The 25,951-nt window shown below is 75.0% G+C and carries 23 protein-coding genes and 1 riboswitch; of the genes, 15 read left to right on the top strand and 8 right to left on the bottom strand.

Annotated elements, in window-relative coordinates:
* Window positions 1–24: 24 nt before the first annotated feature.
* Complete coding sequence (locus tag ACZDWJ_RS16055; protein WP_463522482.1) at window positions 25–717, bottom strand: response regulator transcription factor; 693 nt, start codon at window positions 715–717, stop codon at window positions 25–27.
* Window positions 718–741: 24 nt separating this feature from the next.
* Here ACZDWJ_RS16055 and ACZDWJ_RS16050 point away from each other — a divergent pair, with 24 nt between their 5' ends.
* Window positions 742–1,314 carry a hypothetical protein gene (locus ACZDWJ_RS16050; protein WP_463522480.1) on the top strand — a complete coding sequence of 191 codons (573 nt, stop codon included), beginning with the start codon at window positions 742–744 and terminating at the stop codon, window positions 1,312–1,314.
* Here the strand turns inward: ACZDWJ_RS16050 and ACZDWJ_RS16045 are convergent.
* Window positions 1,298–2,101: an MBL fold metallo-hydrolase gene (locus ACZDWJ_RS16045; protein WP_463522478.1), complete on the bottom strand. Its 804-nt coding sequence runs from the start codon at window positions 2,099–2,101 to the stop codon at window positions 1,298–1,300. The genes ACZDWJ_RS16050 and ACZDWJ_RS16045 overlap by 17 nt on opposite strands.
* A 144-nt stretch (window positions 2,102–2,245) precedes the next feature.
* Between ACZDWJ_RS16045 and ACZDWJ_RS16040 the strand changes: the two genes are divergently transcribed.
* Window positions 2,246–2,485 (top strand): DUF6458 family protein, encoded by a 240-nt coding sequence (locus tag ACZDWJ_RS16040; RefSeq protein ID WP_463522476.1) that lies wholly within the window; start codon window positions 2,246–2,248, stop codon window positions 2,483–2,485.
* A 10-nt stretch (window positions 2,486–2,495) separates the two neighbouring features.
* Here ACZDWJ_RS16040 and ACZDWJ_RS16035 read toward each other — a convergent pair whose 3' ends face one another.
* Window positions 2,496–2,888 carry a CBS domain-containing protein gene (locus ACZDWJ_RS16035; RefSeq protein WP_463522474.1) on the bottom strand — a complete coding sequence of 131 codons (393 nt, stop codon included), beginning with the start codon at window positions 2,886–2,888 and terminating at the stop codon, window positions 2,496–2,498.
* A gap of 63 nt (window positions 2,889–2,951) precedes the next feature.
* Here ACZDWJ_RS16035 and ACZDWJ_RS16030 point away from each other — a divergent pair, with 63 nt between their 5' ends.
* From ACZDWJ_RS16030 to ACZDWJ_RS16020, 3 genes are all read left to right on the top strand, one after another.
* Complete coding sequence (locus ACZDWJ_RS16030; protein ID WP_463522472.1) at window positions 2,952–4,139, top strand: acyl-CoA dehydrogenase family protein; 1,188 nt, start codon at window positions 2,952–2,954, stop codon at window positions 4,137–4,139.
* A 202-nt stretch (window positions 4,140–4,341) separates the two neighbouring features.
* On the top strand, window positions 4,342–5,823 hold the full coding sequence (locus tag ACZDWJ_RS16025) for a DEAD/DEAH box helicase (RefSeq protein ID WP_463522470.1): 1,482 nt from the start codon (window positions 4,342–4,344) through the stop codon (window positions 5,821–5,823).
* Window positions 5,824–5,950: 127 nt separating this feature from the next.
* Entirely contained in the window at window positions 5,951–8,128 is a 2,178-nt protein-coding gene (locus ACZDWJ_RS16020; protein ID WP_463522468.1) for a glutamine synthetase III family protein, read from the top strand.
* A gap of 28 nt (window positions 8,129–8,156) precedes the next feature.
* On the opposite strand, the gene ACZDWJ_RS16015 is transcribed toward ACZDWJ_RS16020, so the two are convergent.
* Window positions 8,157–8,963: a phospholipase A2 gene (locus ACZDWJ_RS16015; protein WP_463522466.1), complete on the bottom strand. Its 807-nt coding sequence runs from the start codon at window positions 8,961–8,963 to the stop codon at window positions 8,157–8,159.
* Between the two features lie 131 nt (window positions 8,964–9,094).
* Window positions 9,095–9,204, top strand: a riboswitch (TPP riboswitch).
* Between ACZDWJ_RS16015 and ACZDWJ_RS16010 the strand changes: the two genes are divergently transcribed.
* The 6 genes from ACZDWJ_RS16010 (at window position 9,199) to ACZDWJ_RS15985 (ending at window position 15,416) form a co-directional block, all read left to right on the top strand.
* Window positions 9,199–10,233, top strand: a complete 1,035-nt coding sequence (locus ACZDWJ_RS16010) for an FAD-dependent oxidoreductase (protein ID WP_463522464.1) — start codon at window positions 9,199–9,201, stop codon at window positions 10,231–10,233. Its footprint overlaps the riboswitch before it by 6 nt.
* Window positions 10,230–10,427 (top strand): sulfur carrier protein ThiS, encoded by a 198-nt coding sequence (gene thiS / locus ACZDWJ_RS16005; RefSeq protein WP_463522462.1) that lies wholly within the window; start codon window positions 10,230–10,232, stop codon window positions 10,425–10,427. The genes ACZDWJ_RS16010 and thiS overlap by 4 nt, the downstream gene beginning before the upstream one ends.
* A 1-nt stretch (window position 10,428) precedes the next feature.
* On the top strand, window positions 10,429–11,202 hold the full coding sequence (locus tag ACZDWJ_RS16000) for a thiazole synthase (protein WP_463522460.1): 774 nt from the start codon (window positions 10,429–10,431) through the stop codon (window positions 11,200–11,202).
* The gene (locus ACZDWJ_RS15995; RefSeq protein ID WP_463522458.1) at window positions 11,199–11,771 is read left to right on the top strand and encodes a thiamine phosphate synthase; all 573 of its coding nucleotides are present in this window, start codon (window positions 11,199–11,201) and stop codon (window positions 11,769–11,771) included. The genes ACZDWJ_RS16000 and ACZDWJ_RS15995 overlap by 4 nt, the downstream gene beginning before the upstream one ends.
* The gene (thiC, locus tag ACZDWJ_RS15990; protein ID WP_463522456.1) at window positions 11,768–13,510 is read left to right on the top strand and encodes a phosphomethylpyrimidine synthase ThiC; all 1,743 of its coding nucleotides are present in this window, start codon (window positions 11,768–11,770) and stop codon (window positions 13,508–13,510) included. The genes ACZDWJ_RS15995 and thiC overlap by 4 nt, the downstream gene beginning before the upstream one ends.
* Complete coding sequence (locus ACZDWJ_RS15985) at window positions 13,497–15,416, top strand: potassium transporter Kup (protein ID WP_463522454.1); 1,920 nt, start codon at window positions 13,497–13,499, stop codon at window positions 15,414–15,416. Before thiC ends, ACZDWJ_RS15985 begins: the two co-directional genes overlap by 14 nt.
* Window positions 15,417–15,423: 7 nt before the next feature.
* Here ACZDWJ_RS15985 and ACZDWJ_RS15980 read toward each other — a convergent pair whose 3' ends face one another.
* Entirely contained in the window at window positions 15,424–16,260 is an 837-nt protein-coding gene (locus ACZDWJ_RS15980) for a M14 family zinc carboxypeptidase (RefSeq protein WP_463522452.1), read from the bottom strand.
* A 35-nt stretch (window positions 16,261–16,295) separates the two neighbouring features.
* On the bottom strand, window positions 16,296–17,378 hold the full coding sequence (locus tag ACZDWJ_RS15975) for a heparan-alpha-glucosaminide N-acetyltransferase domain-containing protein (RefSeq protein ID WP_463522450.1): 1,083 nt from the start codon (window positions 17,376–17,378) through the stop codon (window positions 16,296–16,298).
* A 128-nt stretch (window positions 17,379–17,506) separates the two neighbouring features.
* Between ACZDWJ_RS15975 and ACZDWJ_RS15970 the strand changes: the two genes are divergently transcribed.
* Window positions 17,507–18,046 carry a hypothetical protein gene (locus ACZDWJ_RS15970; RefSeq protein ID WP_463522448.1) on the top strand — a complete coding sequence of 180 codons (540 nt, stop codon included), beginning with the start codon at window positions 17,507–17,509 and terminating at the stop codon, window positions 18,044–18,046.
* Window positions 18,047–18,100: 54 nt separating this feature from the next.
* Here ACZDWJ_RS15970 and ACZDWJ_RS15965 read toward each other — a convergent pair whose 3' ends face one another.
* A complete protein-coding gene (locus ACZDWJ_RS15965) occupies window positions 18,101–18,382 on the bottom strand; it encodes a helix-turn-helix transcriptional regulator (protein WP_463522446.1) in 282 nt (93 codons plus the stop codon).
* Between the two features lie 80 nt (window positions 18,383–18,462).
* On the opposite strand from ACZDWJ_RS15965, the gene ACZDWJ_RS15960 reads away from it, so the two are divergent.
* The 3 genes from ACZDWJ_RS15960 (at window position 18,463) to ACZDWJ_RS15950 (ending at window position 24,207) form a co-directional block, all read left to right on the top strand.
* On the top strand, window positions 18,463–22,149 hold the full coding sequence (locus tag ACZDWJ_RS15960) for a putative inorganic carbon transporter subunit DabA (RefSeq protein WP_463522444.1): 3,687 nt from the start codon (window positions 18,463–18,465) through the stop codon (window positions 22,147–22,149).
* 214 nt (window positions 22,150–22,363) lie between these two features.
* On the top strand, window positions 22,364–22,753 hold the full coding sequence (locus tag ACZDWJ_RS15955) for a peptidase inhibitor family I36 protein (protein WP_463522442.1): 390 nt from the start codon (window positions 22,364–22,366) through the stop codon (window positions 22,751–22,753).
* A gap of 167 nt (window positions 22,754–22,920) precedes the next feature.
* Complete coding sequence (locus ACZDWJ_RS15950) at window positions 22,921–24,207, top strand: HNH endonuclease (RefSeq protein WP_463522440.1); 1,287 nt, start codon at window positions 22,921–22,923, stop codon at window positions 24,205–24,207.
* Here the strand turns inward: ACZDWJ_RS15950 and ACZDWJ_RS15945 are convergent.
* Window positions 24,173–25,945: a YecA family protein gene (locus ACZDWJ_RS15945; RefSeq protein WP_463522438.1), complete on the bottom strand. Its 1,773-nt coding sequence runs from the start codon at window positions 25,943–25,945 to the stop codon at window positions 24,173–24,175. The genes ACZDWJ_RS15950 and ACZDWJ_RS15945 overlap by 35 nt on opposite strands.
* Between the last annotated feature and the right edge of the window lie 6 nt (window positions 25,946–25,951).

The following is a 25,951-nucleotide window of genomic DNA, read 5'->3' as shown; positions in this document are numbered from 1 at the left end:
CCAGCCAGGCGATCCGGCTGCGCATCAGGGCGCCTCGGGGTCGACCAGCCGGATGCCGACGCCCCGCACGCTGTGCAGGTAGCGCGGCTCGGCGGCCGACTCGCCGAGCTTGCGGCGCAGCCACGACAGGTGGACGTCGACGGTGCGCTCGGCGCCGCCGTAGGCCTGCTGCCAGACCTCGGCCAGCGCCTCCCGCTTCGTGACGACCTCGCCGGCGCGGGAGGCCAGCAGGAGCAGCAGGTCGAACTCCTTGCGGGCCAGCTCGAGGGGTCGGCCGGCGAGGGTGGCCACGCGGGTGCGCTCGTCGATGACGAGCTCGCCGACGCGCAGCGCGCTCGGGCCGCCGGCGGCGGTGGCGCCGGCGCGGCGCAGCACGGCGCGGATCCGCGCGGCGATCTGCTCGGTGCCGAACGGCTTGACGACGTAGTCGTCGGCGCCGCCGTCGAGGGCGCGCACCATCGTCGGGTCGTCGTCCTGGGCGGTGAGGATGATGACGGGGACGTCGGAGGCCGCGCGGATCATCGTCAGCAGGGTGAGGCCGTCGACGTCGGGCAGGCCGAGGTCGAGCAGGACGACGTCGGGCCGCTCGCGCAGCAGGATCTCCAGACCGCCGAGGCCGGTGGGGGCGGTCTGCACGGCCAGGCCCCGCTCCTCGAGGCCGCGGCGCACCGCCCGGCGGATCGCCTCGTCGTCCTCGACGACCAGGATGCTCGGCATGCCCGGCAGGCTAGCGTGTGCGCCGTGGCCCCCACGCGAGGACGAGCGATGATCGGCCTGGGCGTGCTCGCCTGGGTCGTCGTGGTCGTCGTCGGATCCAGCGTGGTGTGGGGCGTGGTCTCCCGCGTCGGACGCGACGCCGCGCCCGCCTCCGCCCCCCTGGCGTCCGCGCCGTCGTCGCCGTCGTCGCCGGCGTCGGCGCCCTCGACGACGGCGGGCAGCAGCCGTCCCTCGGCCCGTCCCTCGGCCCGTCCGAGCCAGCGGCCCTCCACCCGGCCCAGCGCCTCCCCGTCGAGCCGGCCGGCGACGTCCGCCCCGGCCACGACGTCCTCGCCGAGACCCCCGGCGCCCGCCGCGGTGCAGCGCACCTGGTCGGGTGCGGCCGGCGTGGTGGTGGCCTCCTGCCGGGACACCACGATCTCGCTGGTCCGGGCCGTGCCCTCGGCCGACGGCTACCGGGTCGACGTCACCGATCGCGGCCCGCAGCGCCTGCGGGTGGAGTTCGAGGGGCGTGAGGAGCAGGAGGGGTCCGAGGTCCGCGTCGAGGCCGTGTGCGTCGGCGGAGCGCCGCGGTTCGCCGTCAAGGCCGAGGACTGACCAGCGCGGCCAGCTCCACCGGATCGTGGGCGCAGAAGACCGTCAGGTCCGCGGGATGCTCGGCCACCAGCGCGCGCAGCCGCTCCTGGTTGGCCAGCCGCACCGGGTTCACCGCCGCCACCGAGCGCTCGAAGAGCCGCAGGGCCAGCGGCATCCGCGGCCCGTCGCGCACCTCGCTGCGGTGGAAGTAGGCGTCGCCGGCGTGCAGCAGCCAGTGGCCGTCGGCGCGGCGCACCGCCACGGCGGTGTGGCCGCGGGTGTGGCCGGCGAGCGGCACGAGCACGACGTCGTCGTCGAGCGCCGTGACGCCCTCGAACCCGCGCCACGCGTCACCGCCGTCGTGGGTCTCCCATCGCGGTCCGTGGGCCCACTGTGCCGCGACGTAGCGGCTGCGCTCGGACAGGCGCGGCGCCCGGGCCGCGGCCAGCTCGGCGGCGTGCACGTGCACGCGGGCCTGCGGCAGGTCGCCGAGTCCGCCGGCGTGGTCGAGGTCGAGGTGGGTCACCGCGACGTCGGTGACGTCGGCCGGGTCGAGCCCGAGCGCCCGGATCTGCGCGTCCGCGGTGTGCTCCAGCGCGAGATCGGGACGCGTGATCGCCAGGAACGGCCGACCCAGGCGGCCCGGGTCGACGACGTCGCCGGAGCCGTAGCCGGTGTCGACGAGCAGCAGGCCGGCGTCGCGCTCGACCAGCAGGCAGTGGGCGGGCATGGGGGAGGGCAGGCCGAGCCGGGCGCCACCGAGGGGACGCATGGGGCCGCAGTCGAGGTGGTGCACGCGCAGGGGCATGGGCAGCACGGTGCCAGGTCCCTCACCCAGGTGGGGGGAGGTCCCACGGGCGGGACGGGCGCAGGGTGTCGAGACGGTCGTCCTCGGGCAGACGGGCCGCACCACCCCCCAACGCCCGGCTCGTCCGGGAGCAAGGAGCACACCATGGGCTACGGAGCCGGAGGCCTCCTCCTCGTCGTCGGACTCGTCCTGGCCTACGCCGTCGACGACACCGTCAGCGGGGTCGACCTGCACATGATCGGCCTGATCGCGGCGGGCGTCGGCGTGCTGCTGCTCGTCCTCACCGCGCTCACCCTCAACAGCCGTCGCGGCGCGCGCAGCACCACGACCACCACCCACCCCGACGGCAGCCAGAGCGTCCGCGAGAGCCGCACCGAGATCTGATCCGCAGCCCCTAGACGTGCCGCTCGGCCCGCAGCGCGGCGACTCCCTCGTCGTCGCAGAAGCCGGCCGAGCGGCGCTTGCGGCAGACCAGCCCCAGCAGCCGGCCGTCGGCGTCGACGACGGCCAGCCGACGCAGCCCCCGGGCTGCGAGCAGCGCCTCGACCTCGGCGGCGGGCGTCGTCGGCGCCACCACCCGGCCCTCGAGGGTGCCGGGGAGCGTGTCGGCGTCGTCCGCGGCCGGGAGGTCCTCGGGCAGCACCGCGGAGACCAGGCGGCCGTCGGCGTCGACGACGAGCGCGACGTGGGACTTCGGCCGGGCGAGGTAGGCGCGCAGCTGCGCCACCGTGACCTCGACGCCGTGCGTGCGCGGGTGACGCAGGGCGAGGTCGAGGGCCGTGGTCACCGGTCCAGTCTCACCCATCACCTCGGTTAGCGATCGTTAACCCCGCCGAGTAGTCTGGGTCACATGGCTGGTCACGACACCGCATTCGAGCTGAGCCGCGAGCACGAGGAGTTCCGCCGCACCGTGCGGTCCTTCGCCGAGGCCGAGATCGCCCCGCACGCCGCCCGGTGGGACCGCGAGCACCACTTCCCGGTCGACGTCGTCGCCAAGATGGGCGCGCTCGGGCTCTTCGGGCTCACCGCGCCGGAGGAGTTCGGCGGCGCCGGCGGCGACTTCACCAGCCTCTGCGTGGCCATCGAGGAGCTCGGCCGCGTCGACCAGTCGATGGGCATCACCCTCCAGGCCGGCGTCGGCCTGGGCATCAACCCGCTCGTCGAGTACGGCACCCGCGAGCAGCAGGAGCGGTGGCTGCCCGACCTCGTCGCCGGCCGCGCGCTGGCCGGCTTCGGCCTCACCGAGCCCGAGGCCGGCTCCGACGCCGGCTCCACCCGCACCCGCGCCGAGCTGAGCAGCGACGGCACCGAGTGGATCGTCAACGGCGCGAAGCAGTTCATCACCAACTCCGGCTCCTCGATCACCTCCCTGGTCACCGTCACCGCCCGCACCGGCGTGCGCGAGGACGGCCGTCCGGAGATCTCCGCGATCATGCTCCCGGCCGACACCCCCGGCTTCACCGCCGAGCCGGCCTACGACAAGCTCGGCTGGCACGCCTCCGACACCCACCCGCTGACCTTCGTCGACGCCCGGGTGCCCGCCGACCATCTGCTCGGCCAGCGCGGCCGCGGCTACGCCCAGTTCCTCGCCACCCTCGACGACGGCCGGATCGCCATCTCGGCGCTGGCCACCGGCTCCATCCAGGCCTGCCTCGACATGGCGCTGGCCTACGCGGGGGAGCGGCAGAGCTTCGGCGCGCCCATCGGCCGCAAGCAGGGCGTCGCCTTCCAGATCGCCGACCTGCAGACGATGCTCGACGCCTCGCGGCTGCTCACCTACCGCGCCGCCGCCCTCAAGGACGCTGGCGCTCCGTCCGGCGCGGTCAAGCAGGCCGCGTCGGTGGCCAAGCTCTACTCCACCGAGTCGGCCGTCACCGCCACCCGCATCGCCACCCAGGTCTTCGGCGGCTACGGCTTCATGGAGGAGTACCCGGTGGCGCGGTTCTACCGCGACGCCAAGGTGCTCGAGATCGGCGAGGGAACCTCCGAGGTGCAGCGCATGCTGATCGCCCGGGGGCTCGGCCTGCCGGTGGAGTGACCGGCACGACACCGTCCCCTGCCGCGCGGATGCGTGGTCGAGGGCCGGCGTCGGCTACGTTGGAGGCACAGCCTGTCGTGTCTCCGCCGCGGGTTGTCCGCACGTCGCAGCTCATGCTCCATCTGACGGCTCCGTGCGCTGGTCCTCCGCCACCGGGCGGGTCGGTCCGTCGGCGGGGCATCACGAACTGAGAGCACCTGCTGTGAACGCCTTCGCCGACCTCGGCCTGCCCACCGTCCTGTCCGACACCCTCGCCGGGATGGACATCACCAGCCCCACGCCCATCCAGAGCGCCACGCTGCCCGACGCCCTCGCCGGACGAGACGTCCTCGGCCGCGGCCGCACCGGCTCGGGCAAGACCTACGCCTTCCTGCTGCCGCTGGTGGCCCGCCTCGCCGGTGGCCGCAAGCCCACGCCCGGTGCTCCGCGCGCGCTGGTGCTGGCCCCCACCCGCGAGCTCGCCAACCAGATCGAGGCCGCCCTCGAGCCGCTGGCCAAGGCCACCGGCCTCACCTCGCGCACCGTCTTCGGCGGCGTCGGCCAGAACCCGCAGGTCACCGCGCTGCGTCGCGGCGTCGACGTCGTCATCGCCTGCCCGGGCCGGCTCGAGGACCTCATCGGCCAGGGCCACTGCCGCCTCGACAAGATCGAGATCACCGTGCTCGACGAGGCCGACCACATGGCCGACATGGGCTTCCTGCCCGGCGTGCGCCGCATCCTCTCGGCCACCCCGGCCGACTCCCAGCGCCTGCTGTTCTCGGCCACGCTCGACGGCCAGATCGACTCCCTCGTCAAGCGGTTCCTCACCCAGCCCGTCACCCACGAGGCCGACTCCGCGCAGTCGCCGGTGGCGAATATGGCCCACCACGTGCTCCACGTCGAGCGCGAGCAGCGCCTGCCGGTGCTCGTCGACCTCACCAGCGCGCCCGGCCGCACGGTGGTGTTCACCCGCACCAAGCACGGCGCCAAGGCGCTGGCCCGCCAGCTCGGCCGCAACGGCGTGCCGGCCGTCGAGCTGCACGGCAACCTCAGCCAGAACGCCCGCAACCGCAACCTCGACGCCTTCCACGCCGGCGACGTCTCGGTGCTCGTGGCCACCGACATCGCCGCCCGCGGCATCCACGTCGACGACGTCTCCCTCGTCGTCCACGCCGACCCGCCGGCCGAGCACAAGGCCTACCTGCACCGCTCGGGCCGCACCGCCCGCGCCGGCGCCGAGGGCACCGTCGTCACGCTGATGACCTCCGACCAGGTCGGCGACGTCCGGCAGCTCACCCGCGCGGCCGGCATCAAGCCGACCACCACCCGCATCGAGGGCGCCAGCCACCCGGTGCTCACCCAGCTCGCCCCCGGCGAGCGGGTCAAGGTGCACGTCGAGGCGCCTGCCGTCGTCGTCCAGGCCGCGCCGTCGGGCGAGGCCCGCACCGGCCAGGGCGGTCGCCGTCGCCGCGGCGGCCGGGGCCGTGGCCCCGCCGGCCAGGGCGGCCAGGGCGGCGGCCAGGGCGGCCAGTCGCGTCAGGGCTCGGCCCCGAAGGCGTCGGGCGCCAAGTCCTCCGCTCCCAAGTCCTCCGCTCCGCGGTCGTCGGCCCCGAAGTCCGGCCAGGGTCGTCCGGGCACCACGCGCACCGGCGGCGCCGCGGCGTTCTCCGCCGGCGGCGCCGGCCGGCGTCGCTCGGGTCGCTGAGACCGGGCTCACACGTCCGAGGGCTGGCCTGTCACCGGCCCGAAACATGTTCGAGACACGACCTCCCTAGGTTCCGCCCAGGGACGGTGCCGAGACCGCTCCCACCGTCACCTCCCAGGGAGCGCCCATGACCGCCAACCCCGTCCGCCTGCAGGCCATCGCCGCCGTCCGGGCCACGACGCCGCCGCCCTTCGACTTCGACCCGGCCGCCGAGCCGGGCGCGATCTTCGGCGAGAACGTCTTCAGCCTGCAGGCGATGCGCAAGCGCCTGCCCAAGGGCGTCTACAAGTCCGTGCTCTCCACGATCGACCAGGGCGCGCCGCTGGACCCCGACGTCGCCGACGCCGTGGCCTCGGCGATGAAGGACTGGGCGATGGAGAAGGGCGCGACGCACTACGCGCACGTCTTCTACCCGCTGACCGGCCTCACGGCCGAGAAGCACGACAGCTTCCTGGAGCCGGTGGGCGACGGCACGGCGATCTCGGAGTTCGCCGGCAAGACGCTCATCCAGGGCGAGCCCGACGCGTCGTCCTTCCCCAACGGCGGCCTGCGCGCCACCTTCGAGGCGCGCGGCTACACCGGCTGGGACATCCAGAGCCCGGCCTACATCCTGGAGAACCCGAACGGGAACACGCTGTGCATCCCGACGGTCTTCATCTCGATGACCGGCGAGGCGCTGGACCACAAGACGCCGCTGCTGCGCAGCCAGCAGGCGATGTCGGTGCACGCCAAGCGAATCCTGTCGCTGTTCGGCCACGAGGAGCCCCAGAACGTCGTCTCCTACTGCGGCCCCGAGCAGGAGTACTTCCTGGTCGACAGCAACTTCTTCGCCGCGCGGCCCGACCTGCTGAGCGCCGGGCGCACCCTCTTCGGCGCCAAGCCGCCCAAGGGCCAGGAGTTCGACGACCACTACTTCGGCGCGATCCCCGAGCGCGTGCTGGCGTTCATGATGGACACCGAGCAGGCCCTCTTCAAGCTCGGCATCCCCGCCAAGACCCGCCACAACGAGGTCGCCCCCGGCCAGTTCGAGGTGGCGCCGATGTTCGAGCGCTCCAACCTCGCCTCGGACCACCAGCAGCTGCTGATGACCACGTTCCGCCAGATCGCCAACAAGCACGGCATGGAGTGCCTCTTCCACGAGAAGCCCTTCGCCGGCGTCAACGGCTCGGGCAAGCACGTGAACTTCTCCATCGGCAACGCCGAGCAGGGCAACCTCCTCCTGCCCGGCGACACCCCGCACGAGAACGCCCAGTTCCTCGTGGTGTGCGCGGCCGTCATCCGCGCGGTGCACAAGTTCGGCGGGCTGCTGCGCGTCTCGGTGGCCTCGGCGTCCAACGACCACCGCCTCGGCGCCAACGAGGCCCCGCCGGCGATCATCTCGATCTTCCTCGGTGACCAGCTCGCCGACGTCTTCGACCAGATCGCCAAGGGCGGAGCCACGCGCTCGAAGGAGAAGGGGACGCTGATCATCGGCGTCGACACCCTGCCGGACCTCTCCAAGGACCCCGGCGACCGCAACCGCACCTCGCCGTTCGCCTTCACCGGCAACCGGTTCGAGTTCCGGGCCCCCGGCTCGCTGCAGACCGTCGCCGCGCCCATGGTCGTGATCAACACGATCATGGCCGAGGCGCTGGACTTCTGCGCCACGCAGCTGGAGACGGCCGTCGCCGCCGGCACCGACTTCGACGAGGCCGTGCAGTCGCTGCTCACGCAGATCATCAGCGACCACGGCGCGGTCATCTTCAACGGCAACGGCTACTCCGAGGAGTGGCAGGTCGAGGCCGCGCAGCGCGGCCTGAAGAACCTGCGCACCACCGTCGACGCCCTGCCCGAGCTCATCTCGCCCGAGGCGCTCGAGCTCTTCAGCACCTACCGGGTGTTCAACGAGCGCGAGATGCACAGCCGCTACGAGGTCGGCTGCGAGCAGTACCTGCTCACCGTCGGCGTCGAGGCCGCCACCACCCTCGAGATGGGCACCACGACGATCCTCCCCGCCGCGGTGCGCTACCAGACCGAGCTGGCCGCCAACGTCGCCGCGCTCAAGGCCGCCGGCCTCGAGCCCGACCTGGCCGACCTCACCGCGCTCACCGCCACGATCACCGAGCTGCGGGCGGGTCTCTCCGCCCTCGGCGCCGCGCTGGCGCACGAGCACGACGAGGACCCGCTCGTGGCCGCGACCTTCGCCCGCGACGAGGTGCTCCCGGCCATGGCCGCGGTGCGGGCCGCCGCCGACGCGCTCGAGGGCGTCGTCGCCGACGACCTGTGGGCGCTGCCGACCTACCAGGAGATGCTGCACATCCTCTGAGCACCTCCGGACGCTCCCGTGAGGCGGGTCAGCAGGTGCTGACCCGCCTCACGCTGCTCACGGCGTCGCCGATGCCGCGATCGTCGAGGCTGCTGATCGAGGTGCCCGCGGCCACGCAGACGCTGCGTCCGGCGTAGCCGCTGTCGGCGTAGAGCCGATAGGCGTAGGACGTGGTGTTGCGCACCGAGTCGGCCTCGTCGCCGAAGTCCTTCAGCGGCTCGGGCAGGCTCGCGGACTGCTCGAGGTTCGCGATGGAGGTGGTGGCCGAGGTGATGCGCAGGCGCCTGTCGCCATACGCGTCGTCCTCGAAGAGGCACAGCCGCCCGCTCTGGCACTGGCCCTTGTAGAAGGCCGTCCAGGCGGCGCCGGTGGCGTGGACGGCGGTGTAGTAGGTGCGCGCCCACAGCCCGCAGTTGCCGTCGCTGGGACGCCCGGCGCAGATGGCCCGCATGTCCTCGAGGAACTGGCTGTCGACGGCGGCCTTGCCGGCCTCGGTGGAGCTCAGCGCCGGCCCGTTGCCGAGGTTGCGGTAGCCGAAGTCGTGACGCACGCACGCCCAGCGGAAGACGGTGTTGTAGTCGTCGAACCCGTCGAAGACGTCGTTGGAGCAGCCGTCGTTGGCCCACACGAGCGGGTCGCCGGCGTCGACGTCGGGCACGGCGTTGGCCTTCGACTGCGTGGTGAAGGAGGCCAGCGAGGTCGAGAAGAGGATCCGGTCCGCGCGCTCGCGCAGGGTCTCGGCGTGCGCGGCCGGCTGGATCAGGACGAGGCCGCCGGTGGTCAGCAGCGCGGCGAGGATGGCCAAGGAACGGTGCAGGAGAGGACGCAGGGGCATGACGTGCTCCGAGAGGTGGCGCGGCGCGACCCCCGCCCGATCGGGCGCCGCTGCCGTCCCAGTCCTCCTGCCGCGGTGGACGCGGCGCCAAACCTCCGGCGCCGGACCCTCCGGAGGGCGTGCTAGCGTCGAGAGCGACCCACGGGAGTCCGCGGAAGCGGGCTGAGAGGGAGCTGACACCGCTCCGACCGTCACACCTGATCCGGATCATGCCGGCGAAGGAAGGAACACCCGGATGCACGTGCGCGTGCTCGGCGGCGGCGTCGTCGGGCTCACCATCGCCGAGGAGCTGGCCCGTCGCGGCCATGCCGTCCACGTCGTCGACGCGGCCCCGGGCGCAGGCGCCTCCCGCGCCGCGGCGGGGATGCTCTGCCCCGACGCCGAGACCTGGCACGGCGAGGACGCCCTGCTGCGGCTGGGGCGCGCCTCCGCGGCGCTGTGGCCCGGGCTCGCCGAGCGCCTCGACGTCCCCCTGCCGCGCACCGGCACGCTGCTCGTGGGCGTCGACGCCGGCGACGTGCAGGAGGTCGATCGGCAGACCGCGCTGCTCGGCGGCACCGCCCGGGAGATGAGCTCGCGCGAGCTGCGGCTGCGCGAGCCGGGCCTGGGCGCCGTCGCCGGGGGAGCGCTGCTGCCCGGCGACCACAGCGTCGACCCGCGGGCCGTCGTCGGCGCCCTGCTGGAGCGCGTCGAGGTGCGCGCCGCCGACGACCGCGACGTCGACCTCACCGTGGTGGCCACCGGCTCCGCGTCCGCCGCCCTGCCCGGCGTGCCGGTGCGGCCGGTGCGCGGCGAGATCATCCGGCTGAGCACCGACGATCCGCCGAGCGTCGTGGTGCGCGCGTGGGTGCACGGCGAGCAGGTCTACGTCGTGCCCCGCCTGCCCGACGCCGACGGACGCGCCGAGGTCGTCGTCGGCGCCACCAGCCTCGAGGCGGGTGGCCCGCCGCGCGCCACCGTCGAGGGCGTCGTCCGGCTGCTCGGCGCGGCGCGCGAGGTGCTGCCCGGGCTCGACCGCGCCGAAGTCGTCGAGGTGCTGGCCCGCGACCGTCCCGGCACGCCCGACAACCTGCCGCTGGTCGGCGCGCACCCGCGCGAGCCGCGCACCCTGCTGGCCGTCGGCCACCACCGCCACGGGGTGCTGCTGGCGCCGCTCACGGCCGCGCTCGTCGCCGACGCCCTCGAGGGCGCCGCGCCCGACCCGGCCCTCGATCCCCGCCGCTTCCTGCCGTCCGTGCCCGAGCCCGCACCCCTCGGAGGTCCCGCATGAGCACCATCACCGTCAACGGCGCGCCGGAGGAGCCGGCCGCCACCCTCGCCGAGCTCGTCGCCCGGCGCCTGCCCGACGCCACGGGCGTCGCCGTCGCGCTCGACGGCGAGGTGGTGCCACGCGCGGCGTGGGAGGCCACGCCGGTGGCCGACGGCGCCGTGGTGGAGATCGTCACCGCGGTGCAGGGCGGCTGAGGTGGGCGCGATCGAGCCGCTCGTCATCGCCGGACGCACGCTGGGCTCCCGGCTGCTGCTGGGCACCGGCGGCCTGCCCCGCCTCGACCTCCTCGAGCCGGTGCTCGAGGCGGCGCGCCCCGGACTGGTGACGGTCTCGATGCGCCGCGCCGAGGCCGGCGTCGACGGGGGACTGGTGGAGACGCTGCGCGCCCGCGGCGTCCCGCTGCTGCCGAACACCGCGGGCTGTCGCACGCCGCGCGAGGCCGTGCTCACCGCCGAGCTGGCGCGCGAGGCGCTCGGCACGGAGTGGATCAAGCTCGAGGTGATCGGCGACGAGACCTCGCTGATGCCCGACGCCGTGGGGCTGCTCGAGGCCGCCGAGCTGCTGGTGCGCCGCGGGTTCACCGTGCTGCCCTACAGCACCGACGACCCCGTGCTCGCCCGGCGCCTGGCCGACCTCGGCTGCGCTGCGGTGATGCCGCTGGGCTCGCCGATCGGCTCGGGCCTGGGCGTGCTCAACCCGCATGCGATCGAGGCCGTGGTGGCCGCCGTCGACGTGCCGGTGGTGCTCGACGCCGGCATCGGCACCGCCAGCGACGCCGCTCTCGCGATCGAGCTCGGCTGCGACGCGGTGCTCGCCGCCACGGCCGTCACCCGCGCCGAGGATCCCGTCGCGATGGCGCACGCGCTGCGGCTCGGCGTCGAGGCCGGCGCGCTGGCCCGCGGCGCCGGTCGGATCCCGCGCCGCGCGGTCGCCCGGGCGTCCTCGCCGACGGCCGGGCGGATCACATGAGCGGCGTGCCGCGCCTGCTGCTGCTCACCGACGCCGCCCAGCTGCCGCCCGGCCGCGATCTGGTCGACACCCTCGCGGCCTGCGCCGAGGCCGGGCTGCGCGACGTGGTCGTGCGCGAGCTGCACCGCCCCGAGGACGAGCGGGCTGAGATCGTGGCCCAGGCGCTCGCGCTGGGCCTGCGGGTGCGCGGCGCGCGCACCCCGCTGTCCGGCGCGCTCGGCGTGCACCTGGCCGCGCACCAGACGGTCGAGGAGGCCGGCGGGCTGCCGCACGGCCGCTCCTGCCACGACCGGACCGAGGTCGCTCGGGCCGCCGCGCAGGGCGCGGAGTACGTCACGCTCTCGCCGTTCGCGGCCACGGACTCCAAGCCGGGGTACGGCCCCGCGCTGCCCCCGTCCGCCTTCGCCGGTCACCCCCTGCCGGTGCTCGCGCTCGGCGGCCTCACCCCCCAGAACCTGGCGTCCGCACTCGGAGCGGGCGCCGACGGCGTGGCGGTCATGGGCGCGGTGATGCGCTCGCCCGACCCCGCCGAGGTCATCACCCGACTCCTGGAAGGACTCTCCGCATGACCGTCCACGACTCCCACACCCGCCTCGAGGTCGGGCCGCTCGGCGTGCCCGTCACCCGCGTGGCCCTCACCAACGGCGAGACCTTCGACCGCTACTGCACCGAGGGCCCCGGCTCCGATCCCGCCGTCGGCCTGCCGGCCCGCCGCGCCGCCTGGATCGCCGAGCGCGACGACGTCGAGGCCTACGACGGCCGCGCCGCCACCCTCGCCGACGACGGCCGCTCCGCGGTGCGCCGCGGCGCCTCGAGCCGGGAGTGGCGTGGCGAGCGGCGGCGTCCCCTGCGCAGCCGCGACGGCCGGGCCGTCACGCAGATGGCCTACGCACGCCGCGGCCTGGTGACCCCCGAGATGGAGTTCGTCGCCGCCCGCGAGGGCTGCGACGTCGAGCTGGTGCGCAGCGAGGTGGCCGCGGGACGCGCGATCATCCCGAGCAACGTCAACCACCCCGAGTCCGAGCCGATGATCATCGGCCGCCGGTTCCTGGTGAAGATCAACGCCAACATCGGCAACTCCGCGGTCTCCTCCTCGATCGAGGAGGAGGTCGACAAGCTCACCCACGCCGTCACGTGGGGCGCCGACACCGTCATGGACCTCTCCACCGGCGAGGACATCCACACCACGCGCGAGTGGATCCTGCGCAACAGCCCCGTCCCGATCGGCACCGTGCCGCTCTACCAGGCGCTGGAGAAGGTCGACGGTCGCGCCGAGGCGCTCACCTGGGAGGTCTACCGCGACACCGTGATCGAGCAGTGCGAGCAGGGCGTCGACTACATGACCGTCCACGCCGGCGTGCTGCTGCGCTACGTGCCGCTCACCGCGCAGCGGGTCACCGGCATCGTCTCGCGCGGCGGCTCGATCATGGCCGGCTGGATGCTGGCCCACCACGAGGAGTCGTTCCTCTACACCCACTTCGACGAGCTGTGCGAGATCCTCGCCCGCTACGACGTCGCGTTCTCCCTCGGCGACGGCCTGCGCCCGGGCAGCGTCGCGGACGCCAACGACGAGGCCCAGCTCTGCGAGCTGCGCACCCTCGGCGAGCTGACCCAGCGGGCGTGGGAGCACGACGTCCAGGTGATGGTGGAGGGCCCGGGCCACGTGCCGCTGAACCTCGTCGAGGAGAACGTCGTCCTGCAGCAGGACTGGTGCCACGGCGCGCCCTTCTACACCCTCGGCCCGCTGGCCACCGACGTCGCGCCCGGCTACGACCACATCACCAGCGCCATCGGCGCCGCGGCGATCGCCTGGCACGGCACGGCGATGCTCTGCTACGTCACGCCCAAGGAGCACCTGGGCCTGCCCGACCGCGACGACGTCAAGACCGGCGTCATCACCTACAAGCTCGCCGCGCACGCCGCCGACGTCGCCAAGGGCCACCCGCGGGCCCGGGAGTGGGACGACGCCCTCTCCCGCGCGCGGTTCGAGTTCCGCTGGCGCGACCAGTTCGCGCTCTCGCTGGACCCGGTGACCGCCGAGGCCTTCCACGACCAGACCCTCCCGGCGGAGTCGGCCAAGACCGCGCACTTCTGCTCGATGTGCGGCCCGAAGTTCTGCTCGATGCGGATCAGCCACGACGTCCGCGAGCAGTTCGCGCAGAAGTCCGAGGAGTTCCTGGCGATGGGGGCGACGGTCTACGTCGACGCCGCGGCCTCGGGCGTGAGCGGGCCCACGCGTCAGGATCCCGTCAACGACGACCGTGAGGACGCCGCAGCGCTCCTAGGTTCGCGAGGTGAGCACCGCTGATCCCGAGCATCACCCCCACGACCGCCTGCGCCGCGGCGTCGTCATCGGCGCCCTCGGCGTCGTCTTCGGCGACATCGGCACCAGCCCCGTCTACACCCTGCAGACGGTCTTCAGCCCCGACGACCCGCACCCGGTGCCGGTGGTGCGGGAGAACGTGCTCGGCGTCGTCTCGCTGGTGATCTGGTCGGTGGTGCTCATCGTCACCGTCACCTACGTGCTGCTCGCGATGCGGGTCGACAACCGCGGCGAGGGCGGCATCCTGGCGCTGATCACCCTGCTGCGGCGGTGGGCACGCGACGGCCGGTCCCGGCTGGTCGCGCTGCTCACCGCCGCCGGCGTGTTCGGCGCCGCGCTGTTCCTGGGCGACTCGATGATCACCCCGGCCATCTCGGTGCTCTCCGCGGTCGAGGGCGTCACGGTGGTGCGGCCGGGCCTCGAGGGCGCGGTGGTGCCGCTGACCGCGGGCATCCTGCTCGGCCTCTTCCTGGCCCAGCGCTTCGGCACCGCGGCCGTCGGACGGCTGTTCGGGCCGATCATGATCACCTGGTTCGTCGCGATCGGCGTGCTGGGCGTGGGGGGCATCCAGCGGGCGCCGGAGGTGCTCCTCGCGCTCTCGCCCACCTACGCCATCGGCTTCCTGGTCGGTCACGTCGAGCTCGCGTTCTTCGCCCTGGCCGCCATCGTGCTGGCCGTCACGGGCGCCGAGGCGCTCTACGCCGACATGGGCCACTTCGGCCGCCGCCCCATCGCGCTGGGCTGGCTCGGCCTGGTCTTCCCCGCGTGCGCGCTGAGCTACCTCGGCCAGGGCGCGCTCATCCTCGACGACCCGTCTGCGGCGTCGGCGCCGTTCTTCCTGCTGGCGCCCGAGGCCGTGCGGCTGGCGGTGGTCGTGCTCGCGACCGCCGCGACCGTGATCGCCTCGCAGGCCGTCATCACCGGCGCCTTCTCGGTGGCCGCGCAGGCCGCGCAGCTGGGCTACCTGCCGCGGCTGCGCGTCGTCCACACCTCCCGCTCGACGGCCGGCCAGGTCTACGTGCCGTGGATCAACGGCCTGCTGATGGTGGCGGTGCTCGCGCTGGTGGTGATCTTCCAGAGCTCGCTGGCCCTGGCCTACGCCTTCGGCATGGCCGTCAACGGCACGATCCTGGTGACGACGCTGCTGCTGCTCTTCGTCGCCTGGCGCACCTGGCGGGTGCCGAAGGTCGTGCTGGTGCTGGGCTTCGGCGTGCTGCTCGGCGTCGACCTGCTGTTCCTGGCCGCCAACCTCACCAAGCTCGTCCACGGCGCCTGGCTGCCGCTGGCGATCGCCCTGGCGGCGTTCGTCGTCATGCTCACCTGGCAGCGCGGCCGCGCGCTGGTGACCGCGCGGCGCCGGCGCATGGAGGGCTCGCTGCAGCAGTTCGCCGAGGACCTGCGGCTCTACCCGGCGGCGCTGACGACCGTGCCGGGAACGGCGGTGTTCCTCAACCGCGGCCACAGCACCGCGCCGCTGGCCCTGCGCGCCAACGTCGAGCACAACCACGTCCGGCACGAGCAGATCGTGGTGCTGGCCGTCGACGTCGAGCCCGTGCCGCGGGTGGAGGAGACCGAGCGGATCGTCGTCGACGACCTCGGCGACCCGCACGACGGGCTCCTGCACGTGACGCTGCGCTTCGGCTACGCCGAGACCCCCGACGTGCCAGCGGCCCTGGCGCGGCTCTCGCCGGGCCTCGACCTCGCCGACGCCACCTGGTTCCTCTCCACCATCGATCTGCACCCCGGCGAGGCCGACCTCGACGGTCCGCGGATGGCGGCCTGGCGCACCCGGCTCTTCCTCGCGACCTCGCACCTCACCGCCGACGCCGCCGAGCACTTCGCGCTGCCGCGCGAGCGCACGGTGCTGATGGGGGCGCGGGTGGAGGTGTGAGCCCGCACTACCAGTTGGCGCGGTTGGCCTTCAGGATGCCGGTGCCCGCCGTCCAGGTGCGGTAGCGGGTGCTGGGGTGGCGCGGCAGCTCGACGGTGATGGCGACGCCGTCGTAGCGCTTGTTGTACCAGGAGGTGAGGGTGGGGTCGTCCGACGACGACCCGCCCCCGCCGCCCCCGGCCGTCGGGGCGCCGATCCACTCCGCGGGCAGCCTCAGCCAGTAGGAGAGGCGGTCGACGTAGGCCGGCAGCTTGCTGCTCCTCCCGACCGCGCCGAAGGGCTGGTGCAGCGAGGTGACGTACTCCGGCCGCACGTCGGCGAGGAACCGGATCATCGCGCTGGTCTCGGGCTCCGACGCCGGCCGCGGGCCGCCGTAGTAGCCCGAGCTCGTCGGGCCGCTGACCCAGCCGGCGGTGGGCCAGTTGCGGTTGAGGTCGACCCTGCGGGCGTTCCTCCGCGTGCCGAGCGCGGCGCCGTCGGGGTTCATCGTGGGCACGATCCACAGGTCGACGTCGGAGTCGACGGCCAGCTCGTCGCGGATGAACCGCGCGGTCTGCGGTCCGGCCGTCTCGTCGCCGTGCATCTGGCCCAGGACGACGATCGTGCGCGACGCGGCGGGGTTGCCCTTGCGGTAGGCCACGATCCGCCGGCCCTTCGGGGAGTGGCCGAGCACGCGGGTCTCGACGACCTCCTTGGAGCGGGCGTAGGAGTAGGCGTGGGAGCGCACCGGCACCGGGGCGGCCGTCTCCGCGCCCTGCGCGGCCGGGCCGCCGGGGGAGAACGCGAGCACGGGCGTCAGCAGGGCCAGCGCGGTGAGGGACGTGAGCGAGCGGACGACGGGCACCGAGACCTCCAGGGGTTTCGGGCACCGTAGGCCGATCAGGCCGGGGCCGCGTCGCCAGAGGGGTGGTCGGCGCCCTCCACGTGGCGCGCCACCGCGGCCACCCAGCGCTCCAGCGGACCCTGGCCCACCAGCGTCCGCCAGGCGTAGGCGAGCACCACCAGGGCGACGACGGTGGCCACCCACAGCCCGTCGTCGGGCTCGAGCTCCCCGCCGGGGCCGTCGATGACCACCAGCACGACCACGAGGTGCAGCGTGTAGGCGCTCAGCGGCATCGAGCCGAGCGCGGCCAGCGGCGTCAGCACGTGCGGGATCGCCAGGCCCAGCAGCAGGCACACGCCGAGCACGAGCATCGCCAGGCCGCCGGATGCGAGGATCTCGGGGGTGCCGCCGGAGTGCGGGGCCACGGCCGTCCAGGCGTCGGTGACGCGGGTGTTCGAGAGCGGATCGATGACGCCGCTGCCGACCAGCGCGCCCAGGCCGTAGCCGACGACCGCCAGCGCGGCGCCGCCGCCGAGGAGGATCCCGAGCATCCGCACCGTGCTCAGGCCGGTGCGTCCGATCGCCAGTCCGGCCAGCACGAACACCAGCCACACGCTGAGGGGGTAGGAGCCGAGGACGAGGAGCCGGGCGGTCGGGCCGGCGGTGTCGTCGGAGAGTCGTCGCACGACCTGGAGCAGCGGCGGGCCGACCAGCGCGAGCGCGCCGGCCACGACCACCAGGCGGCGCGGCGGCCACGTCACGAACAGCACGGCGAGCACGTACACGACGCCGTAGAGGCCGAGGATCACCGCGATCGGAGTGCCGAGCAGGTCGAGCACCGCGCCGATCGCCAGGATCGCGATCCCGCGTCCCACCAGCCGCAGCCGCAGACGCCGCAGGCCGTCGCCCTCGAGGCGCAGGTGGGCGTCCTTGCCGCCGCTGAGCAGGGCCAGCGAGACGCCGGCGAGCAGGGCGAAGAGGATCGACGCCCGCCCGTGCACGAGTGCGGTCCACGTCGACGGATCGCTCCAGGTGACGTCCTCGGGCATCGCGCCGACGTGCGCGCCGATCATGCCGACGATCGCGACCGCGCGGGCGACGTCGAGGCCGACGATCCGGCGGGTCGGGCTCAGGCTCACGGGGTCAGTCTGTCCGATGCCCCTCAGCGGTCCACAGCCTCCTGCCAGGGTCCTGACACCGGGCGGCGAGGACCGCTCCGCATCGTCGAGAGGGAAGCGCTCGACCGAGCGCTCAGGAAGGACGATCGATGAAGATCAACCAGCGCGTGCGCCTCGTCGCCGCCTCCACCGCCCTCGTCGGAGCCGGGTTCGCCGGGGGAGCGGTGCTCGCCGCCTCCGGCACCGCCTCCGCCGACAGCGGCTCGGACTCGGGATCCTCGACCGCCCCGGCCGCCCCGCAGGGCGGCCCCGACGGCGGGCCGGGCGCCTGCAAGGGCGGTCCGCGCGCCGGCGAGAAGGCCCTCACCGGCACGACCAAGGAGAAGGTCGAGGCGGCCGTCAAGGTGAAGTACCCCGACGCCACGATCGAGCGCACCGAGACCGACCCCGCCGGCGCCTACGAGGCCCACATCGCCGACGACGGCAAGCACCTGATCGTCAAGCTCGACAAGGGCTTCACGATCACCGGCACCGAGACCGCTCCGACGCCGCCGAAGGGCGGTCCCGCGGGCGGCCCCGGCAAGGGCGGGCCGCGCGGCGACCACGACGGCGACGCCCCGACGCCGCCGACGCCGCCGTCGGGCGCCCCGTCGGCTGCTCCCTCGACGTCGGGCTCGACCGCGAGCTGATCGCGTCCTGCTCGTCCCACGACCCTGCCCCGCATCGCAGGGTCGTGGCGCTGCTCAGTCGAAGATGCCGAGCAGCGCGCGGATCGGGGTGTCGGACTCGGCGGGGTGCCGCAGGCGTCGATGGGGGTGCAGGCGGTACTCGTTGCGGCGACCCACGCGCTCCTTGGTCACGTACCCGCCCTCCTCGAGGTCGCGGACGATCGCCTGGGTCGCGCGCTCGGTGATGCCGACGGCCTCGGCGATGTCGCGCAGGCGGGCGCTGGGGTCGCGGCTGAGCGCCACGAGCACGTGGCCGTGGTTCGACAGGAAGGTCCAGGTGCGCTCGGTCTCGGCCACGATCGTCAGTGTAGTGGGATGCGCCACTTCGCAATCACGATTGTAGACACCGGAATCCTACTTCCGGTATTTCTGTTCGCATGAAGTCGCTGCGGACCCTAGCCCTCCTCGTCCCGTCCCTCGCCGCCTCCGCCGTCGTCGCGCTGATCGCGGTGCTGGCCCATGACCTGCTGCGCGGCGACCCGCCCGGCCGCACCGCGCTCGTGCTCCTGCTGCTGGCCCACGTCCTCGCGCTCGGCGCCACGATCGCACGCTTCGCCGCCGTCAACCTGCGCGGCCAGCACCGCCAGACGCGCTTCGCGGCACTGCTCGCGCTGGCCATCGGCGCCCTCGCCCTCATGGCGGCCGCGCCCGGCCTGGCCCTCGCGGCCGTCGGCTGGAGCCTGAGCACGGTCGCGGTCGTCGGGCTCATCGGCCACGCCGCCACCCCCGGCGCCCGCCGCGCCGCTCGCACCGCCGCGCTCCTGCTCGGCCTGGGCGATCTCGGCCTGTGGCTCGCGGTGCTGGCCGGCACCGGCCTGCTCTCCGCGCCGCTCGCCGAGCCGCTCGGCGCGCTCGGCCTGGTCGTCGCCGTCACCGCCCGGGGAGCGCTGGTGCCCTGGGGCGAGTGGCTGGTGGAGACCGCAGAGGCCCCGTCGCCGGTCTCGGCCCTGCTGCACGCCGGCGTCGTCAACGGCGGGGTCCTCCTGCTGGTGCTCCACCCCGACGAGCTGCCGATGGGCACCGCGACCCGACTGGTGCTCGCCGCGGTCGCCGGGCTGACCGTCGTGCTCGCCGTGCTCGCCCAGCAGGCGCGCGCCGACGTCAAGGGACGCCTCGCGGCGTCGACCAGCGCCCAGATGGCGCTGGCGACCGCGCAGGTCGTGGTCGGCCTGCCGGGCGCCGCGTTCGTGCACGTGCTCGGGCACGCCTGGTGGAAGGCCCGCCTGTTCCTCGTCGCCGGCGGGGCGATCACCCGGGCCCGCGGCGAGGGACGCCCGATCGCCGTCGGCCGCGGAGCGGGGCTGCTCGGCGGCGGGACCGGCCTCCTCGTCGGCGGCGTCGTGCTGGCCGCCTGCGCGCCGGTGCGGCCCGCGCTGCTGCTGCCCGCCTCGCTCGTCGGGCTCGTGACCGGGGTCGCGGTGGCAGCCGCGGTGGCGGACGCCGCGAGCCGGCGGCTCGGCGCTGCGATCCGGGCGCTGCTCCTGGGAGCGACGGTCGGCGGCGCGGTGGTCGTCGTCGAGCGCAGCCACCTGCTGGGGGCTCCGGCGGTGCCCGGCATCGTCGTCGTGCCCGTGCTGGCAGGCCTCGCGCTCGCAGGGCTCCTCGCCGCCGCGTCGAGCGGACCGGTGGCGCTGCTGCGGATCCGCCTGGCCCTGCCGGCCTGGGCCGCGCTCCCGGGCTCCGCGGCTCGGCTGCCTGGGGCTGCCGACGCCGCCACCGACGCGGTGCGGGTGGGCCTCGCGCTCGACGTCGTCGGACGTGCCCACGGCCCGGCCTGGCCGCTGCGCACCGCCGTGGCCGTCTCCCCGCAGGCCGGGCTCGAGCACCTCGACCGCCAGGCGGGCGAGGAGCTGCTCGACCGGCTCCACGGACGCGACGCCCGCACCGGTCTGCGACGCCTGCTGGCGCTCCAGGACGCCGGGGTGATCGCGCCGTCCCACCTGCGTCGGGCGCTGGCCGACCTCGACGCCGAGGGCGTGCTGCCCGACGCCTGGCGCGGCCTGCCCGTCGACGACGTCGTGGCCTACGCCCGCGCGGCGTCGGCGCCGAGCCCGTCCCCGTCCCCGTCGGCGGACCCCGCCCGCGACGCGCTGCAGGCACGGCTGACGGCGTGGGCGGGGCTCGCCTGGTCGCGGGTCGACTCCACCGACGACCCCTGGAGCCTGTGGCTGGCCGCCGCGCGCTCGCGGGGCGGCGACCGGATCCTCGCCGTCCCCGGGCTGGGCGCCGCCGCCCGCCGCCTCCCGGGTGACCCCCGCGCCGCGCTCGCGGTGCTCCACGGCGCCGCCCGGCGACGGGCCGCGGAGCGGGGGGAGGACCAGCTCGACCTCATGACCTGGCTGGTCGGTCTCACCGCCACGGCGCCGGGCTGGTGCGCGCACGCCCGCTGGCGCGTCGAGCACCAGGGCCGCGCGGACGCCTTCGCGTCGCTGTGCGCGCTGCTGGCGGTGCTCGACCTGCTGAGCGAGCAGCCCGCCGTCGCGCCCGCGCCGGACCAGGCCGGATCCGCGGAGGCCCGTCGGCTGATGCCGGTGTGGCAGCGTGCGGTGGACCTCGTCGTCCAGGAGCGCCTGCTCGGCTCGGTGACGCTGCCCTCCGCCCCTGACGACGGACGGCCCGTCGTCCACAGCCTCTGGTGCCTCGACGCCCGCTCCGGGCCGATGCGCCGCCACCTGGAGTCGATCGCCGGCCCTCGGCGCCACCGCACCCATGGCGTGGCCGGCTTCTTCGGCGTCGACCTCGCCACCGCCGACCCCGACGGCACCGTCGTCTCCCGCGCCCCGGGCCTGCTCGAGCCCTCGCTCCGGATGCGGGGAGCCGCGTCCGCGCCCTCCTCGGCCCGGCTGCTGACGGCACCGTCGCGTCATCCCCTCGCGGTGCTGGGCTGGGCCGAGATCGGAGGCGTGCTCGCCGTCGGCGCGGGCCTGCGGGCAGGCTGGCGGATGCTGCGGCGCGCCCCTGCGCGGGCGCACGGCCTCGAGGGGCTGAGGAGCGCCGGTCCCGTCGTCGATCGCCACGGGTGCGAGCCCTCCGCGGCCGCGCGGGCCCGGACGATCGCCGGACTGCTGCGCGCCGCGGGCGTGGCCGACGAGCTCGACTCGGTGCTCGTCGTCGTCGGGCACGGCTCCACCACCGCCAACAACGCCTACGCCTCGGCCTACGACTGCGGCGCGTGCGGCGCGCATCCCGGCGCCGTCAACGCCGCCGTGCTGGCGGCGTGGGTCAACGACCCCGCCGTCCGGGCCGCCCTGGCCGACGAGGGCGTCCGCGTGCCGCCGCGGCTCACCGCGGTCGCGGCCCTGCACGACACCACCGGCGACGTCGTCGTGCTCGACTCCGACCACCCCGAGCTCGCCGGTCTGCGCGCGGATCTCGCGCTGGCGGCCGACCGGGCCCGGGCCGAGCGGACCTGCGAGCTGCCGGGCGGCCGTCCGGCGACGTCCCGGGGCGCCGACGACGCCGAGCCGATGCCCGAGTGGGGCCTGGCCGGCGCGCACGGCCTGCTGCTGGGGCGTCCGCGGCTCTCGGCGCCGTCCGCACGCTGGTTCCAGCTCGACCTCCACGACGGTGGGGGCGAGGACGACCTCGCCGTCCTGCGCGACGCCCTCGCCGGGCCCGGACTCGTCGCCGCCGGGATCATGGCCGCCTACGCCGCGGCCGCGGACGAGCCGCACCTGCTGGGCTCGGGTGACAAGACCACGCACAACGTCGTCGGCGACGTCGGGGTGCTCCGCGGTCGGGCGGGCGACCTCGCAATCGGCCTGCCCTGGCAGGCGCTCTCCGCGCGCGACCCCCGTGGCGACGACGGCCTCACCCTCGTCCGGCACCTCCCGGCGCGCCCGCTGATCGCGGTGGAGACGACGCGCGAGCGCCTGCGCGCGGCCCTCGCGCAGGTCCCGCGCCTGGAGCTGCTGGTCGCGCACGGCTGGGTGCGGCTGTGGGCCCTCGAGCGCACGGCCGCGGGGGAGGAGCTGGTGGCCGAGCTGGCCGGCGGGCGCTGGCTCGACGCACGCTCGGGTGCGCCGGCGCCGCAGTCGGCCGTGGTGCCGGCGGGGCGGGCCTGACCGTCCGAGACGCCAGGGGCCGATGCTCCGTCGACACACCCGGCGGGGCATCGGCCTCTTGGTGACAGTGGCAGCCGGACCCTGGCGAGCGAGGGTGGAGCGCCCCTAGGTTCCTTCGTGAGGAGCCTCTTAGACCCCCGCTCCTCCCGTGTCGACCGGCACCCCCGCCGGCCGCGGTTCCGCATGCTCTCGGGTCCTTCGAAAGGAATGCCACATGCGCAAGATCACCTCCGCCCTCGGGGCTGCCGCCGCCATCGGCGCAGCCCTCGTCATCGCACCTCCGGCCGCGAACGCGGCCTACGGCGACTGTGCGAGCGGCGCGCTCTGCATGTACCACAACCAGTCCGGCTCGGGCACGATCATCCGCTACACCTCGAGCACCGAGACCATGGGCAGCAACTCCGACGAGGCCACCTCGGTCTTCAACCGCTCGAGCGTCGCGTGGATCCTCTACGACGACTCGAACTTCCAGGACCGCCGCGTCTGCATCCTCGCGGGCGACCGCGTCGGCGACCTCGGCGACATCCAGTTCAACGACAAGATCTCCTCGGTGCAGAAGCGCGGCTCGAACTCCTGCTCGGGCTACACCCGCGTGGGCTCCTGACGCACCGCCTGCCGGCACCAGGGCCGTGGCCGCGACGCTGTTGCGTCGCGGCTACGGTCGCGTTCGGAGCGCTCGAGACCCTGACCCTGGGCGTGGATCAGCCCTGGTCAGATGCCCTCTTCGAGCGTAGAATAGAACACATGTTCGATCTCGGGAGGCTCGACTCGGTGCCCCGTACCCTGAGCGCGCAGCAGCGGCCCGCTGAGGCCCGTGCGCTCGTCTCCGAGATCACCGCCCTCGAGGAGGCCGTCACGGCGCTCCGGGCCCGGCAGGCCGCGCTGGTCGCCGACCTCGCCGACCTGCGCGACGCCGAGTCCGCGCCACGGGTCGGCGATGGCCGCGGAGACGAGATCGCGCGGCTGCGTCAGGTGCGGGTCTCGGTGGGCGCCGAGGTGGCGCTCGCCCGGCGCATCGCGCCCTCGCAGGGGCGGGCGTTCGTGTCGCTCTCGCGGATGCTCGCCCGCGAGCTGCCCCGCACCCGGGCCGCGTTCGAGGCCGGCCTGCTCTCGGAGCGTCGGGCCGGGCTGGTGGCGCGGCACACCGCGTGCCTGAGCCGCGAGCACCGCGCGCTGGTCGACGCCGAGATCGCCGGCGATCACGACCGTCTGGCCCGTCAGGGCGACCGCGAGCTCGAGTCGCGGCTGCGGGCCCGGGCCGCCGAGCTCGACGCCGAGGCCGTCGTCGCGCAGCGGCGCCGCGCCGAGGGCGAGCGGCGGGTCAGCGTCCGGCCCGCCACCGACTCGATGGTCTACGTCACCGCCGTGCTGCCGATCAAGGAGGCCGTGCGCGTCTACGCCGCGCTGCGGCGCATCGCCGTCGACGCCGTCGGCCGCGGCGAGGCCACCGCCGAGGGGCCCGCGATGGCCGACGCCCTCGTCGAGCGGGTCACCGGCGCACCGCTCGGGTCGCCGGTTCCCCTGCAGCTGCGGCTGGTGATGCCGCTCGGCACCCTCCTCGGCTTCGGCCCCGACGCCACCGCCGTGCTCGGCGACGAGATCGGGCCGCTGCGGCTCGATGGCATCCCCGCCGGCATCGCCCGGGGCTGGGTGAGCGAGGCGCTCTCCTCCGACGTCCAGGTCACCTGCAAGCGACTGCTCGCCGCGCCCGACACCGGCGAGCTGATCGCGATGGAGTCGCGCTCCCGCCATTTCCCGCGTGGCCTCGCCGAGCTGATCCGCCTGCGCGACGGCTGGTGCCGCACGCCCTGGTGCGGGGCGCCGATCCGTCACCTCGACCACGTCCGCCGCCACGCCGACGGCGGCCCCACCTCGGCCGAGAACGGCCAGGGGCTCTGCGTCTCCTGCAATCTCGCCAAGGAGGCGGCCGGCTGGCGGCACACGGTGGAGCCCGGTCCCGGTCACCGCGTCGTCGTCACCACGCCCACCGGACACCGGCATCCGGCGCGCCCGCCGGTGGCGCTCAGTCCACCTCGTCCAGGTCGCTGCCGGGGCTGAGCAGCGCGATCACGTCGACGGCTCCCAGGCCGTCGGTGCCCAGTCGCGCGAGCACGCCCTCGGCCACCTCCGGCGCGACGGCATGGGTGCCGCCTGGCACCACCAGTGCGTCGCCGACCGGCAGCAGCCGCGCGGCCACGACGTCGCCCTCGGTGACCGCCGCCTCCGGTGCATGGACGTCGCGCCGCTCGCCGGTGGCGAGGTCGCGGGCGGTGAAGCCGGACGCCGTCGTCGCCTCGACCGCGTAGACCGATCGCCGCACGGGGAGCCAGGCCTCGGCCAGGGCCCGCTCGTCGTCGGGGAGCAGCGGGCCGCGGGTGGCGAGGAACTCCGCGAACGCGCCCTCCTCGGCGAGCAGCGCGTCGATCACGAGGGCGGGGTGGTCGGGCCGCAGGTCGAGCAGGTCGGTGTGGAAGGCGTGCCAGGTGCTCAGGCCCACGAAGGTGACGGCCTTCTCGTGGAGCCACGCCGCGCGCTCGAGCAGCGTCAGGGCCGCGCGGCCTAGGTGGCAGGCCTTGTGCTTGCGGCCCGAGCCGCACCAGCACGGGTCGTTGCGGCCGACGTCGGTGCGCTCGACGGGCAGGAAGCGCTGCACCGTCAGCACCATCGGGTCGTCCTGCGGCACCTCGGCGCGCTGCAGCAGGCTGAGCGCGCGGGGCGCGTCACCGCGGTCGGAGGCGATGCGCGCCAGGTCGAACAGCGGCAGGTAGGCGCGGGCGTCGAGGTCGACGGCCGCGGTGAAGGCCTCCTCGGCGGCCCGGGCCTCGCCGAGCAGGTCGAGGGCCCGGCCTCGTACCCAGCGCAGGTTCGCCCGGGCCGAGCGCGGGGCCTGCGGCTCGAGGGCGGCGGCGAGGTCGGCCAGCAGCCGCGCGCCGCGGTTGTCGAAGCCGAGCACCTCCATCACCAGGGCGTCGGCCACCACCGACTCGCTGAGCGCGCCGAGCAGCTCGGTCAGCGTCTGCGGTCCGACGACGGCCGCGGGGTGGGTGGCGAGGTCGAGGCTCGGGTCGTCCTCGAGCTGGTGGTGGAGGTCGGCCAGCAGCACCACCGCCAACGCCTCGCCCGGCTCGAGCTCGTAGGCCTCGCGGACGTCGTCGACCTCGCGGGTGACATGCCAGCGCTCGAAGTCGAAGCCGGCGGGGCCCACCTCCTCGCCGCGCCACGCCAGACCGGCTGCGGCCAGCAGCTCGACGATCGGCGGCTGCGGCCGACGCAGCACGTCGGCGTCGGTGGCCACGGCCTGCCAGAGGAGGGTGCTGATCGGCACCGGCTCGCCCTCGGCGTGCTGCTCGACGAGGTCGGCCAGCCGCTGGGCGAGCGCCGCGCCGTCGGGGACGGCGTCGAGGAGCTCGAGCTCGAAGCCCTCGGGGCGCACGTGCACCGCGACGAGGTCGCCCTCGGCCGGTCCCAGCGCCGCGAGGGTGCCGGACGGCAGCAGCCACACGGCGTCGGTGACATCGGCCAGGCCGCGCTCCTCCAGCAGGTCGTCGTCCAGGCCCGGCTGGGCCTCGAAGATCTCCCCGCCGCCGACCAGCCCGGTGTGGGAGTCGAGCTCGGTGAGCACCGACGCCGGCTCCAGGTCGGGCGAGACCGCCAGCCAGTCGCCCGCGATCTCCGCGGCGCCGACGCGGTGGGTCAGGGTCCGTCCGCGCATGAGCACGTCGGGCCGGATCGCCCGCCCGTCCAGCAGCGACAGCTCGAGGACGTCGTCGGGCTCGGGCGGTGCAGGCGTCGTCACCGGGTC

The sequence above is a fragment of the Nocardioides sp. B129/18 genome, assembly GCF_055282735.1.
The sequence above is the reverse complement of the archived record's forward strand: the minus strand, read 5'-3'. Positions and strand labels throughout refer to the sequence as shown.

Excerpts from the sequence above, each read along its gene's own strand:
- ACZDWJ_RS15955 (WP_463522442.1), top strand. The coding sequence starts at position 22,364 with ATGCGCAAGATCACCTCCGCCCTCGGGGCTGCCGCCGCCATCGGCGCA.
- ACZDWJ_RS15960 (WP_463522444.1), top strand. The coding sequence starts at position 18,463 with ATGAAGTCGCTGCGGACCCTAGCCCTCCTCGTCCCGTCCCTCGCCGCC.
- ACZDWJ_RS16040 (WP_463522476.1), top strand. The coding sequence starts at position 2,246 with ATGGGCTACGGAGCCGGAGGCCTCCTCCTCGTCGTCGGACTCGTCCTG.
- ACZDWJ_RS16015 (WP_463522466.1), bottom strand. The coding sequence starts at position 8,963 with ATGCCCCTGCGTCCTCTCCTGCACCGTTCCTTGGCCATCCTCGCCGCG.
- ACZDWJ_RS16020 (WP_463522468.1), top strand. The coding sequence starts at position 5,951 with ATGACCGCCAACCCCGTCCGCCTGCAGGCCATCGCCGCCGTCCGGGCC.
- ACZDWJ_RS16055 (WP_463522482.1), bottom strand. The coding sequence starts at position 717 with ATGCCGAGCATCCTGGTCGTCGAGGACGACGAGGCGATCCGCCGGGCG.
- ACZDWJ_RS15995 (WP_463522458.1), top strand. The coding sequence starts at position 11,199 with ATGAGCGGCGTGCCGCGCCTGCTGCTGCTCACCGACGCCGCCCAGCTG.
- ACZDWJ_RS16045 (WP_463522478.1), bottom strand. The coding sequence starts at position 2,101 with ATGCCCCTGCGCGTGCACCACCTCGACTGCGGCCCCATGCGTCCCCTC.
- thiC (WP_463522456.1), top strand. The coding sequence starts at position 11,768 with ATGACCGTCCACGACTCCCACACCCGCCTCGAGGTCGGGCCGCTCGGC.
- ACZDWJ_RS15970 (WP_463522448.1), top strand. The coding sequence starts at position 17,507 with ATGAAGATCAACCAGCGCGTGCGCCTCGTCGCCGCCTCCACCGCCCTC.
- ACZDWJ_RS16010 (WP_463522464.1), top strand. The coding sequence starts at position 9,199 with ATGCACGTGCGCGTGCTCGGCGGCGGCGTCGTCGGGCTCACCATCGCC.
- thiS (WP_463522462.1), top strand. The coding sequence starts at position 10,230 with ATGAGCACCATCACCGTCAACGGCGCGCCGGAGGAGCCGGCCGCCACC.
- ACZDWJ_RS16030 (WP_463522472.1), top strand. The coding sequence starts at position 2,952 with ATGGCTGGTCACGACACCGCATTCGAGCTGAGCCGCGAGCACGAGGAG.